We start from the raw sequence: 12697 nt of genomic DNA, 5'->3' as shown, positions 1-12697 counted from the left end.
CGCCCCAGGCGAAGATTACCCAGCAACTGCGGTTCATCTTTATTGGCCTCAAGCATTGGCAAGGGTTGGGCAGTACCGAATAAACCCCCGGATGTACCCCACTGTGGGAGCGAGCTTGCTCGCGATAGCGGAGTCTCAGCCCCTATCAATGCCAACTGAACCGACGCCTTCGCGAGCAGGCTCGCTCCCACAGGTTCTTTTTGTGCCCGTCGCATAATGGTGCGCGACATCTCGGCGCGCACCAACATGGCACGCAATCCGCCCCATCCTGAAACGCCATCCCAGCTATTTCCTACACCTCATTCGGTTGGCAAGCCCCTTGCTCTAAACACAGCACTGTTCATTGCTGGAAGCACTCCGATGCTGGTGATTCACCGCAGAATCGACACTCAACCGCGCTGGGACGCCGAGCTGCACCTGACCTTTGACGCCCGCAGCAAAAGCCGTCTGCGCTGTTTCAGTGCCGAGGGTGAAGACGTGGGGTTGTTCCTGGAGCGAGGCCAACCGCCGCTGTACGACGGCGAATGCCTGCAGGCCGAAGACGGGCGCATCGTGCGCGTCTGCGCTCGCGCCGAACAATTGCTGCATGTCACCTGCGCCAACGCGTTTGAACTGACCCGCGCCGCCTATCACCTGGGCAATCGCCATGTCGCCTTGCAAGTAGGCGATGGCTGGTTGCGCCTGCTGGACGATTACGTGCTCAAGGCGATGCTCGAGCAACTGGGCGCCCGCGCCGAACCCATCGAAGCCCCGTTCCAGCCGGAACACGGCGCCTATGGCGGCGGTCATCATCACTCCCGGCACGGCGACGAAGATTTCAACTACGCGCCGCGCCTGCATCAGTTTGGCGTGCGCACATGAACCCGGCCTGGGCGCTGCTGCGTCTGGCCAGCCCGCAATTGCCGATTGGCGGCTACAGCTATTCCCAGGGGCTGGAGATGGCGGTGGACAACGGCCTGGTCAAGAATTGCGACGACGCCCGTCGCTGGATCAGCGATCAATTGCTGCTGAACCTGGCGCGTTTCGAGGCGCCTTTGCTGCTGGCGCACTGCAGCGCAGCAGCCGCTGACGATTGGGACGCCCTGCTGCTGCATTGCGAAGAACACCGCGCCAGCCGGGAAACCCGTGAGCTGTATCAGGAAAGCCGGCAGATGGGCTACTCGTTGCAGCAACTGCTCGCCGGCCTGCCGGAGCTCGACCGTGCCGCCCGGGACTTTCTTGAACAACGCAGCGAGCCGCACCTGGCCTTGTGCTGGGCCCTCGCGGCGCGCGCCTGGCATATCACCCCCCAGGACGCCCTCGCCGCCTGGCTGTGGAGCTGGCTGGAAAACCAACTGGCGGTGCTGATGAAAACCCTGCCCCTGGGCCAGCAAGCCGCCCAGCGCCTGACCAGCGAACTGCTGCCACTGCTGCAACAGGCTCAGCACGACGCCTCGAACATCGACCCCGACCATTACGGCAGCGCCGCCTTTGGCCTGTCCCTGGCGTGCATGGCTCATGAGCGCCAGTACAGCCGTCTGTTCCGTTCCTAGGAGACACCCATGAATACACAACCTCTGCGCGTCGGTATCGGCGGCCCGGTAGGTTCCGGCAAGACCGCCCTGACCCTGGCCCTGTGCCTGGCTCTACGTGAACGCTACAACCTGGCAGTGGTCACCAACGACATCTATACCCGCGAAGACGCCGACTTCCTGGTGCGCAACGAGGCCCTGGCGCCGGAGCGGATCATCGGCGTGGAAACCGGCGGCTGCCCGCACACGGCGATTCGCGAAGACGCGTCGATCAACCTTGAGGCGGTGGACCAGTTGAACCGGCGCTTCCCGGACCTGGACCTGATCCTGGTGGAATCGGGCGGTGACAACCTGTCGGCGACCTTCAGCCCTGAGCTGTCGGACCTGACCATCTATGTGATCGACGTCTCGGCCGGCGACAAGCTGCCGCGCAAGGGCGGGCCGGGCATCTGCAAATCCGACCTGCTGGTGATCAATAAAATCGACCTGGCACCGCTGGTGGGTGCATCCCTGGAAATGATGGACAGCGACACCCGGCGGATGCGCAACGGCAAGCCCTTTGTGTTTAGCAACCAGAAGACCGGCCAGGGCCTGGACGACATCATCGCCTTCATCGAGCGCCAGGGTCTGCTGACCGCCGCCTGATCTTTCCGACTGACCACAAGGAAGCTTATCCATGACCTTCAAACGCCTCCTCGGCGCCCTCGCCCTGCTGCTGACCCCGACCCTGGCCTTCGCCCACCCAGGCCATGGCGACAATGGCCTGATCGCCGGCCTCGGCCACCCCATCGGCGGGCTCGACCACTTGCTGGCAATGCTGGCTGTCGGTTTGTGGGCCGCACAACAACAAGGGGCCGCGCGCTGGGCGCTGCCCTGCACCTTCGTCGGTACGATGCTGCTCGGCGGCCTCTTGGGTTTTGAAGGCCTGGATCTGCCGGCGCTGGAAAGCGGCATCGCCGCCTCGGTACTCGCCCTCGGCCTGGCGGTGGCACTGGCGGTGCGTCCGCCGTTGAGCCTGGCGGTCGGTGCGACGGCACTGTTTGCGCTGTTCCATGGCGTGGCCCACGGCTTGGAACTGCCGGACATGTCGAGCCCGTGGGCCTATGCGGCGGGCTTCGTCGCGGCGACAGCAGCGTTGCATGGCGCCGGGTTTGCCCTGGTGCGGGTGTTGCCGCGAGCGGCGGCGCCATTGGTTCGATTGGCCGGGGCGGCTTCGGCGGGGGCTGGGGTTTGGTTGTTGGCGGGTTGATTATTTAGCGCCTTCAAAGGCCCCTTCGCGAGCAAGCCCGCTCCCACAGTTTGATCGATCCCTGTGGGAGCGGGCTTGCTCGCGAAGGCGGCCTGACAGCCGCCCCATCTCCCCAGGCCTGCCACTCTGCTACCATGTCGCGCAATCGCCCCCAGCCGTGACGACGTCCGCCAATGCCTCATGCTTCCCGCCCCGCTCCCCAGCCTGAATTGACTGCCCTGTTTGCAACGGTGCGTCAGCATTTTCACGACGTGATCGTGCCGATGTGGCAGGGCCCGGGCTGGAATGCCGAACTGGCGCTGCCCTATGAATCCCTGGATGCCGAACATGCGCCGCTGCCACCCCAGCGCTACCGCGCCATGGCCTGTGCGCGGCAGCTGTATGTGTTCGCCAGCCTGATTGGCGAAGTGCCCCAGGCCGAGGAACGGGCCAGCGCACTGTTCCGCTCGCTGCAGCGTCATTTCCACGATGCCGAGCATGGCGGCTGGTTCTACAGCATCGACCCGCAAGGCGCGCCGCTGGACACCGGCAAAGACCTCTACACCCACGCCTTCATCCTGTTCGCCTGCGCTCATTACTGGGGCAAGGTTCGCGAACCGCTGGTGGAATCGGTGCTCAACGCCAGCCTGGAGGTCATTGCCGAGCGTTTTGCCAGTGCAGACGGTCTCTACGAGGCCAGCCTCAAGCGCGATTGGTCAACGACCGGATCCGGCCCGTTGCAAAACCCCTTGATGCACCTGGCCGAAGCGTTCCTCGCCACGCTCTCGGTCCGCGAAGACGCCAACGTCCGCCAGGCGTTGCTGAGCCTGTGCGACGGGATGTCCAAGCAGTTCATCGAGCCGCAGCAACGCGTGATGATGGAGAAGCCGCTCAAGGCTGTGGATAACTGGTTCGAACCGGGGCACCAGTTCGAATGGTATTACTTGCTGGCTTCATCGCCGCTGTTGCGCAGCGGCAAGTTGCACACCGCCCTGGAGCGCAGCTTCGGCCATACCGAACAACGCGGCGTCGCCCCGGACTCCGGTGCTGTGTGTGCAATGCTGGCCTTGGGATCCCAGGCAGGCCCACGCGATGCCACCCAACGCATCTGGGCCCAGGCGGAATACTTGCGGGCACTCACCTTGCGCCCGGACAACCAGGGGCTGCTGCTGCGTCAATTGCAGGCGCTGCAGCAGCATTTCCTGCATACCAAGGGCTGGAACGAATGCCTGGACGCCGACGGCATCGTCAGCCGCCGGGACATGCCGTCCACCACGCCGTATCACCTGCTGACCTGCTATCGCGGGCTGGCCGATTATCTGGGCTGATTGGTAAACCGCTATCGCGGGCAAGCCTTGCTCCCACAGGGATCAGAGCCGACCTGCTCCCTAGAGATGAGTCAAACCTGTGGAAGTCCTGCTCCCCAGAGATGAGTCAAACCTGTGGAAGTCCTGCTCCCCAGAGATGAGTCAAACCTGTGGAAGTCCTGCTCCCCAGAGATGAGTCAAACCTGTGGAAGTCCTGCTCCCCAGAGATGAGTCAAACCTGTGGGAGCAAGGCTTGCCCGCGATGAACGATAACGCGGTTTTATGTTTTGTTGCGCTCAATGGCAAACCCAGCCCAGGTCTGGCTCACCGGCATCAGCTCCAGGCTGTTGATGTTGATGTGCGCTGGCGCATTGAGCACCCAGAAAATCGTATCGGCGATGTCCTGTGGCTGGATCGGCTCAGCGCCAGCGTAGGTCGCGTTGTAGCGCTCCTGGTCGCCACCGAAGCGCACCAGGGAGAACTCGCTCTCGCACAGGCCCGGCTCAATATTGCTCACCCGCACGCCCGTGCCTTGCAGGTCGCAACGCAGGTTCAAGGAGAACTGTTTGACGAACGCCTTGCTCGCGCCATACACGTGGCTGCCCGGATACGGGTAGTTGCCGGCGATAGAGCCCAGGTTGACGATCCCGGCCCCACGACCATGGGCGATCAGGCGCGGCAACAGCAGGCGAGTGCTGTAGAGCAGTCCTTTCACATTGGTGTCGACCATGGTGTCCCAGTCATCGAGGTCGCACTTGGGCGCCGGGTCAACGCCCAGGGCCAGGCCGGCGTTGTTGATCAGCCCGCGCAACTTGGCGAAGGATGGCGGCAGGTTGGCGATTGCCTCTTCCATGGCCTTGCGATCACGCACATCCACTACCAGGCCATGGACTTCGGTCTGCTTCGACAGCTCGGCACAGAGGGCATTGAGGCGTTCTTCACGACGACCGGTCAGCACCAGTTTCCAACCGGCCTCGGCAAAACGACGGGCACAGGCTTCACCAAAACCGGACGTCGCGCCGGTAATAAACAGGGTGTCAGACATCGTGTTCTCCTTGTTTGAACTTCAACAGCCATTAAATGGAAATCGGCCCACAGCATGCCCGCCCTGGCACGGTAGGAGCAAGGCTTGCACACGGCTTTTGCCCCACAACTGCTCATAAAACAACCAATCCCCGCCAGGCCTTGTCCAACAAGGGCCGCAGCCGGTTGCCCGCACCTTATCCACAGGCACGTCCACAGTAATCGGGGGCAAGTGCAAAACCCGCAAGCCGCTGTGCATAAGGCTTTGCGGGGTATTTGGAAATTTTTTTCGCTTGACCCTGCAAGTGAGGTTGTGCAGCGCAAGTTATCTGCTATAAGCCAACGCGAGATGGGCGATGGCTCAAAGCCAGTAACGACGGTACTCAGCGCGGTCTTTCCAGAGTTTAATCACAGACTTATCCACAGGCTTGCCCACCGACTTTCGAGCCCATTGCAGTGTTCATAAAAGTGTTGACAACAGTCACTCCCGCTTGACGAAAAACGCCTGATCAAAAAACAACCACAGGCCTGCAAGCCACGTATTCAAAGGCTTGCAGCCAGCTACTCCCACGTTACCCACAGCCAGTTCCACAGCAAACGGGGACAAGTCAAAACCGTGACAAAACAACTGTTTGCGGCGACTTTATGTCGCGGTTTCGCAGGGACTCAGGATTGTTGTCCACAATTGCCACAGACAACCGAAATCCCCATGTGGGAGCGGGCTTGCTCGCGAAGGCGGCGTGTCAGTCGACATCAATATGTCTGATCCACCGCTTTCGCGAGCAAGCCCGCTCCCACAGAGGGACAGTGGTGTTTTGGAGAGATAAAAAAACCGGCGATCACTCGCCGGTTTTTTCATCGCAACAGCCGCCTCAATGCCCGCCCAGGTACGCGTTGCGCACTTCCTCGTTGGCGAGCAGCTCCTTGCCTGTGCCGGTCAGGCGGATTTCGCCGTTGACCATCACATAGGCCCGGTCCGACAGCCTGAGGGCGTGGTTGGCGTTCTGTTCCACCAGGAAGATGGTCATCCCGGTGGAGGCCAGCTCGCGCAGGGTGGCGAAGATCTGCTTCACCACGATCGGCGCCAGCCCCAGGCTCGGCTCATCGAGCAGCAACAACTTGGGCCGGCTCATCAATGCCCGAGCGATGGCGAGCATTTGCTGCTCGCCGCCGGACATGGTCATGGCCCGCTGGTTGCGGCGCTCCTTGAGTCGTGGAAACAGCTCGAACATGCGCTGCATGTCTTCGCTGGCGTATTTGTCACCGATGGGAATGGTGCCCATCAGCAGGTTTTCCTCGACGGTCATGTCCGGGAATACCCGCCGCCCTTCCGGCGACTGCGCGATGCCGTTGGAGGCAATGTAGTGCGACGATTTGTGGGTGATGTCCACGCCCTGGTAGATGATCTGCCCGCCGGCAGCACGCGGCTGGCCGAAGATCGACATCAGCAACGTGGACTTGCCGGCCCCGTTGGAGCCGATCAGGCTCACGGTTTCACCTTCACCGATGTGCATCGAGACCTTTTTCAGGGCCTGGATCGGCCCGTAGAACACGTCCAATTCCTTGAGCTCGAGGATAGGTCCACTCATACCAGTTCCTCTTCATCGGCACCCAGGTAGGCCGCGATCACTTTCGGATCGTTGCGAATCGCCTCGGGACCGCCCTCGGCGATCACGTTGCCGTGGTCCAGCACCACAATGTGGTCGGAAATGCTCATTACCATGCCCATGTCGTGTTCGATCAGCACCACGGTCAGATCATGCTCGTCGCGCAGCAGCCGGATCATCGCGCTCAGCGCTTCGGTTTCCTGAGGGTTGAGGCCGGCGGCCGGTTCATCGAGGCAGATGATCTGTGGGCGTGTGCACATGGCCCGGGCGATTTCCAGGCGCCGCTGCTGACCATAGGAAAGCTCGCCCGCCAGGCGGTTGGCGCAATCCACCAGGTCCACCACTTCCAGCCAATAGAAGGCATGGTCCAGGGCGTCGCTTTCGGCCTTGCGGTAGCCCTTGGTGTTGAGGATGCCCGCCACCAGGCTGCGGTTGACCCACATGTGCTGGGCCACCAGCAGGTTTTCCAGCACCGACATTTCCTTGAACAGGCGAATGTTCTGGAAGGTGCGCGCCAGGCCGGCGCGGTTCACCAGGTGGGTGCCGCCGAACATCTTGTAATACAGCCGGCTGGCGAAGGCTTTCGGCGACACGAAATCAGTCGGGCGAAACGCCTCGCCCAACAGCTTGATGACGTTGGTTTGCTCGCCACGCACGTTGAGCTCGATATTCCCGCCCGAAGCCTTGTAGAAACCGGTCAGGCAGTTGAACACCGTGGTCTTGCCCGCACCATTGGGGCCGATCAGGGCGAAGATCGAGTTGCGCTTGACTTGCAGGCTGACGTCGCTGAGGGCCTTGATACCACCGAACTGCATCATCAGGTTTTCAACTTTGAGTACGACTTCGCTCATGGCGCTACCCCCTTGCGCGGCGTTACCCCGGTACGGCTGATACGGATCAGGCCGCGAGGCCGCCAGATCATCATCAACACCATCAATACGCCGAACAACAGCACCCTGTATTCCGAGAAACTGCGCAACAGCTCCGGCGCCACGGTGAGCACGAACGCGGCAATCACCACGCCGACCGTCGAGCCCATGCCCCCCAGCACCACGATGGCCAGGATCAGCGCCGACTCGAAGAAGGTGAACGACGACGGGTTGACGAAACCCTGGTAACTGGCGAAGAACACCCCCGCCAGGCCCGCCGTGGAGGCACCTATGGTGAAGGCCGAGAGCTTGACCAGCACATGGTTCAGGCCCATGGAGCGACAGGCGATTTCATCCTCGCGCAAGGCTTCCCAGGCACGCCCGACCGGCATGCGGGTCAGGCGATGCTTGACGTAGAGCACCAGCAGCACCGTGATGAACAGCACGATGTAGATGAACAGGAATTTGATATTGGGGTTGTAGTCGATGCCGAAGAACTCATGGAACGGTACCCCACCATCCTTGGCCCTTCGACCAAACTCCAGGCCGAAAAAGGTCGGCGACGGCACGGGCATGCCATTCGGCCCGCCGGTGAACGACAGCCAGTTGTTGAGCACCAGGCGAATGATCTCGCCAAAGCCCAGGGTCACGATGGCCAGGTAATCACCGTGCATTCGCAACACCGGGAATCCCAAGATGCACCCCGCCATCGCCGCCGCGATAGCCGCCAGGGGCAGTACGGTCCAGAACCCCAGCCCCAGGTATTGGTAGCCCAGCGCCAGGCCATAGGCGCCGATGGCGTAGAACGCCACATAACCCAGGTCGAGCAGCCCCGCCAGGCCGACCACGATGTTCAGGCCCAGGCCCAACAGCACATAGATCAACCCGAGGATGACCACGGTGAGCACGTATTTGTTGGCGAAGAACGGAAACACGATGGCGATCACGATCAGTGCCGGGATGATCCAGCGCAGCCGCGACTTGTAGTCCGGCGGCAGCACATGCACGCCGGAGCCGGTGCTTTCGAAACCCTGGAGAATCTTCAGTCCCTTGGGGGTTTGCAGGAACAGGCTCAAGGCAAAGCGCCCGATCATCACGATCGCCACCAGCCAGCCGACGCGGGCCGGTTGCAGGTTGAAGCTGTAGCCGTCGAGCACCACGCCGACAATCGGCCCGAACACGATCAGCGAGATCAGGCCGGCCAGGATCGCGTCGATGACGCTCTGTTTGATATCAAGCGGTTTATTGGCAGCAGACATACTTATACCTTCGCCACGAGTGGGCGACCCAACAGGCCCTGGGGACGGAAAATCAGAATCAGCACCAGCAGCGAGAAACTGAACACGTCTTTGTAGTCAGAGTTGATCAGGCCGGCGAACAGCGACTCGGAAATGCCGAGGATGATCCCGCCGAGCATCGCCCCAGGCAGGGAGCCGATGCCGCCGAGTACCGCCGCAGTGAACGCCTTGATGCCGATGATGAAGCCAGCATAGAAGTCGAACGTGCCGTAGTTCATGGTGATCAGCACACCGGCCAGGGCCGCCATGGCCGCGCCGATGATGAACACGTAGGAAATCACCCGGTCGGTGTTGATCCCCAGGATCGAGGCCATCTTGCGGTCTTGCTGGGTGGCGCGGCACATGCGTCCGAGCTTGGTGTACTTGATGATGTAGGTCAGCAAGGCCATCCCGGCGAATGCGGCGATCAGGATGAAAATCTTGGTGTAGGTGAGCTGGACGAAACCGCTGCCGATGTCGACGCGCATGGCGCCTTCGAGCAGTGTCGGAACACCCTGTTGGCGGGCGCCCTGGCTGATCTGTGCATAGTTCTGCAGGATCAGCGAAATGCCGATGGCACTGATCAGCGGTGCCAGCCGGGTTGAGTTGCGCAGGGGTTTGTAGGCGACGCGTTCGATGACCCAGCCGTATACCCCGGTGACCACGACCGTGAACACGAGAGTGCCGAGGATCATAAGCGGAAAGGATTCAATACCGAAGTAAGCCAGCAGAGCCAGACTGATTGCCGCGAGGTAAGCGGAAATCATGTAAACCTCGCCGTGGGCGAAGTTGATCATGCCGATGATGCCGTAGACCATTGTGTAGCCGATGGCGATCAGACCATAGACCGACCCGAGGGTCAGGCCATTGATCAGTTGCTGCAGGAAAATACCATCCATAACGCAATCTCACGCAGTGAGAACCTGCACACCCTGAGGTGTGCGGTTCTTCTAAGGAAAATACAGATTTACGTCGGAGCAGTGTCAGGTAGGACCGTCGACGTCTCCTTGGAAACCAGGGCTTGCCCAGCTCCCAAGGAGACGTAAACGGTCGCTTCAGCCCTTACTTCTGTTTTTCCAACTGGTGGTATTTGCCGTCCTTGTCCCACTGGTAGACCACGTAGTCGGAGACTTTCAAGTCGCCCTTGGTGTCCCACTCCTTCTTGCCCATCACGGTCTGGACGGGGTTGGCCTTGAGCCACTTGGCCGCGTCTTCGCCTTTGTTGGACTTGGCGCCATTGAAACCGGCGGCCAGGGCCTGGACCGAAGCGTAGGCGTACAGGGTGTAGCCTTCAGGCTCGGTGCCGTTCTTGCGGAACTCTTCAACCACGGCCTTGCTGTCTGGCAGCAGGCGCGGGTCGGCACCGAAGGTCATGTACACGCCATCGACGTATTGCGCGCCGCCGGCGGTGGTGACCAGTTCGTCGGTCACGATGCCATCGTCGGACATGAACTTGACGTCCTTGAGACCTTGCTCACGCAACTGGCGAACCAGCGGGCCGGCTTCCGGGTGCAGACCACCGAAATAGACCACATCGGCACCGGCCGAACGGATCTTGGTGACCACGGCGCTGAAGTCTTTCTCGCCACGGGTCAGGCCTTCGTACAGCACCTCCTTCACGCCACGCTTGGCCAGTTGTGCCTTGGTGGCATCCGCCAGGCCTTGGCCGTAGGTGTCCTTGTCGTGCAGCACAGCCACTTTCTTGCCCTTGAGCACGTCAACGATGTAGTCGCCTGCCACGATGCCCTGCTGGTCGTCACGACCGCACATGCGGAACATTGCGCTCAGGCCACGCTCGGTGACCTGTGGGTTGGTGGAGCCCGGGGTGATGGCGATGATGCCGGCTTCGTCGTAGACCTCGGAGGCCGGGATGGTATTGGACGAGCAGAAGTGCCCGACCACGCCGATCACCTTGTCCTGGTCGACCAGGCGGTTGGCCACGGCCACGGCCTGCTTGGGTTCGCAGGCGTCGTCGCCCGCGACCAGTACGATCTTCTCACCGTTGACGCCACCGGCCTTGTTGATGGCATCGGCTGCCGCCTGGGCACCTTTCATGTACTGCTCGCCAAATGCAGCGTTGGCGCCGGTCATCGGCCCCGCCACACCAAATTTCACATCAGCTTGAGCAAACGCAGAAACACCCAACGCAGCTGCCACTGCGAGGGCCAGGAAACCTTTCTTGTAAAACGTCTGGGACATGAGGTGGTGCTCCAAGGTTTTTTTTAGTTGGCACTGCGACTTCATTTCACTGAAAAGCTCAGAGCAAGGGCCGTGCCATCGGTTTTTTATTCTGAAAAAAGTCGCTGCTTTATTGTTATTTCGACTGTTTCGAGCCCTTTTTCATAGGGCGTGCAACCGTCTAAACCGCACGAGGTGCAACCTTTTACTTAAATAGGTGAAACCCTCCGTGAGCCATCATTGCAACCATCGCACGAAACGGCGTGCAACCACTGTGTAACAACCCGCGTCACCGAACTGCACACTGTCGGTGCGCGATTGCTACAACCCGCACCATAACAGGCTAGACGCTACGCCGGAAAAAGCGGGTTCCAGTAACAATTTTCAACACTCAAATGACGATCCGCAGGCACTGGCCCGCGTGATACAGCGAGAAGCCCGCCTCATACAAGCAACTGCGCAACGCCACCCCGGCCACCGGCTGCATGGGGGCGAACGGGATCGGCAGGGCCTGGGCATCGCCGTGGCACAGGTAGTCGGCGAACGCCTTGCCGACCACAGTACCGGTGGTCACGCCCCGGCCGTTGTAGCCGGTCACGGCCACCAGCCCGGGGGCCGGTTCGAACAGGCGCATCAAGTGATCGGGGGTGAAGGCAATGCAACCGGTCCAGGTGCACTCCCACTCCACCGACTTGAGATAAGGAAAGTAATGCTGCTGCACCCGGTCGGCCCAAGCCTTGAGGAACCAGGTCGGCTTGCGGTTGCCATTGCCCAGGCTGCCCAGCAGCAAACGGCCATCCTTGTCCCGGCGGATGCTGCTCAACACCTGGCGGGTATCCCACGAGCCCTGCCCGCCCGGCAGAATGCGTCGGGCGGCCTCGTCAGTCAGCGGGGCCGAAGCGACCTGATAGTAATAACCGGGGAAGAAATTTCGCCGCAGTTCGGTCCAGTCGCCCTCGGTGTAGGCGTTGGAGGCGATCACCACCTGCTCGGCCAGCACCGAACCCTGGGCAGTCTGCACCGACCAGCGCTGGCCTTGGCGTTCCAGGCGCGTCACCGGTGAATGGTCGAACAACTGGCCGCCAAGGTCTGTGGCCGCCTTGGCCAACCCGCTGGTGTAGGCCATCGGGTTGAGCGTGCCGGCGCGACGGTCGAGCAATGCCGCAGCGATTTTCGACGTGCCGGTGGCATCGACACAGGCCTGGCCGGTGAGCAATTCCACCGGGGCACCGCGGCGCTTCCATTGCGCTTCACGACTGCGCAGGTCGGCCTCGCCCCGGGCATTATGGGCCATGTGCAGGGTGCCTTCGCGGCGCAGTTGGCAATCGATGTTGTATTTATCGATGAGGCTGAACACCAGGGCCGGCGCGGCCCCCAGCATGCGGTTGAGCTGGCTGCCCACCGCCTCGCCGAACCCGGCCTCGATGTCATCCGGCGGGATCCACAGGCCGGCGTTGACCAACCCGACGTTACGCCCCGATCCACCATGCCCGGCCCGATGAGCTTCCAGCACAACCACGCGCTTGCCTTGTTCGAGCAAATGTACCGCCGCCGACAGCCCGGTAAAACCCGCGCCGATCACGCAGACATCGGCCGTGACTTCACCGGTGAGCGCGCTGTTTTCAGGCCTTTGCGGCGTCAGTTTTTCCCACAGACATTCTTCGCGTAACGGCATTGCCAGACTCCGAAAAAGAAAC

Annotated in this window: 12 protein-coding genes and 1 pseudogene; 6 read left to right on the top strand and 7 right to left on the bottom strand. The window is 61.5% G+C overall.

Features of this window, described 5'->3' with window-relative positions:
* From B0E42_RS29925 to B0E42_RS08980, 6 genes and pseudogenes are all read left to right on the top strand, one after another.
* Positions 1-83, top strand: a pseudogene (locus tag B0E42_RS29925) (TetR family transcriptional regulator); the annotation flags it as partial.
* Positions 84-360: 277 nt separating this feature from the next.
* Entirely contained in the window at positions 361-861 is a 501-nt protein-coding gene (gene ureE, locus B0E42_RS09000; RefSeq protein WP_018606250.1) for an urease accessory protein UreE, read from the top strand.
* The gene (locus B0E42_RS08995) at positions 858-1532 is read left to right on the top strand and encodes an urease accessory protein UreF (protein WP_018606251.1); all 675 of its coding nucleotides are present in this window, start codon (positions 858-860) and stop codon (positions 1530-1532) included. The genes ureE and B0E42_RS08995 overlap by 4 nt, the downstream gene beginning before the upstream one ends.
* Positions 1533-1541: 9 nt before the next feature.
* Positions 1542-2156 carry an urease accessory protein UreG gene (ureG, locus tag B0E42_RS08990; RefSeq protein WP_018606254.1) on the top strand — a complete coding sequence of 205 codons (615 nt, stop codon included), beginning with the start codon at positions 1542-1544 and terminating at the stop codon, positions 2154-2156.
* 31 nt (positions 2157-2187) lie between these two features.
* Positions 2188-2760, top strand: a complete 573-nt coding sequence (locus tag B0E42_RS08985) for a HupE/UreJ family protein (protein ID WP_077506239.1) — start codon at positions 2188-2190, stop codon at positions 2758-2760.
* A 173-nt stretch (positions 2761-2933) separates the two neighbouring features.
* Positions 2934-4067 (top strand): AGE family epimerase/isomerase, encoded by a 1134-nt coding sequence (locus B0E42_RS08980; RefSeq protein ID WP_077506238.1) that lies wholly within the window; start codon positions 2934-2936, stop codon positions 4065-4067.
* Positions 4068-4326: 259 nt separating this feature from the next.
* On the opposite strand, the gene B0E42_RS08975 is transcribed toward B0E42_RS08980, so the two are convergent.
* The 7 genes from B0E42_RS08975 to B0E42_RS08940 all read right to left on the bottom strand — a co-directional run bounded on the left by B0E42_RS08975 (position 4327) and on the right by B0E42_RS08940 (position 12675).
* On the bottom strand, positions 4327-5091 hold the full coding sequence (locus B0E42_RS08975; protein WP_018606261.1) for an SDR family oxidoreductase: 765 nt from the start codon (positions 5089-5091) through the stop codon (positions 4327-4329).
* An 850-nt stretch (positions 5092-5941) separates the two neighbouring features.
* The gene (locus B0E42_RS08965; protein ID WP_018606262.1) at positions 5942-6658 is read right to left on the bottom strand and encodes an ABC transporter ATP-binding protein; all 717 of its coding nucleotides are present in this window, start codon (positions 6656-6658) and stop codon (positions 5942-5944) included.
* Positions 6655-7527: an ABC transporter ATP-binding protein gene (locus tag B0E42_RS08960; RefSeq protein ID WP_053177904.1), complete on the bottom strand. Its 873-nt coding sequence runs from the start codon at positions 7525-7527 to the stop codon at positions 6655-6657. The genes B0E42_RS08965 and B0E42_RS08960 overlap by 4 nt, the downstream gene beginning before the upstream one ends.
* The gene (gene livM / locus B0E42_RS08955) at positions 7524-8804 is read right to left on the bottom strand and encodes a high-affinity branched-chain amino acid ABC transporter permease LivM (protein WP_018606266.1); all 1281 of its coding nucleotides are present in this window, start codon (positions 8802-8804) and stop codon (positions 7524-7526) included. The genes B0E42_RS08960 and livM overlap by 4 nt, the downstream gene beginning before the upstream one ends.
* A gap of 2 nt (positions 8805-8806) precedes the next feature.
* Positions 8807-9721 carry a branched-chain amino acid ABC transporter permease gene (locus B0E42_RS08950; protein WP_014336328.1) on the bottom strand — a complete coding sequence of 305 codons (915 nt, stop codon included), beginning with the start codon at positions 9719-9721 and terminating at the stop codon, positions 8807-8809.
* Between the two features lie 163 nt (positions 9722-9884).
* A complete protein-coding gene (locus B0E42_RS08945; RefSeq protein ID WP_053177902.1) occupies positions 9885-11021 on the bottom strand; it encodes a branched-chain amino acid ABC transporter substrate-binding protein in 1137 nt (378 codons plus the stop codon).
* 370 nt (positions 11022-11391) lie between these two features.
* The gene (locus tag B0E42_RS08940; RefSeq protein WP_077506237.1) at positions 11392-12675 is read right to left on the bottom strand and encodes an FAD-binding oxidoreductase; all 1284 of its coding nucleotides are present in this window, start codon (positions 12673-12675) and stop codon (positions 11392-11394) included.
* Between the last annotated feature and the right edge of the window lie 22 nt (positions 12676-12697).

This window comes from Pseudomonas sp. A25(2017) (assembly GCF_002001065.1).
Taxonomy (GTDB): Bacteria; Pseudomonadota; Gammaproteobacteria; order Pseudomonadales; family Pseudomonadaceae; genus Aquipseudomonas; species Aquipseudomonas kilonensis.
Note: the sequence above shows the minus strand (reverse complement) of the source record. Positions and strands in the feature narration are given on the sequence as shown.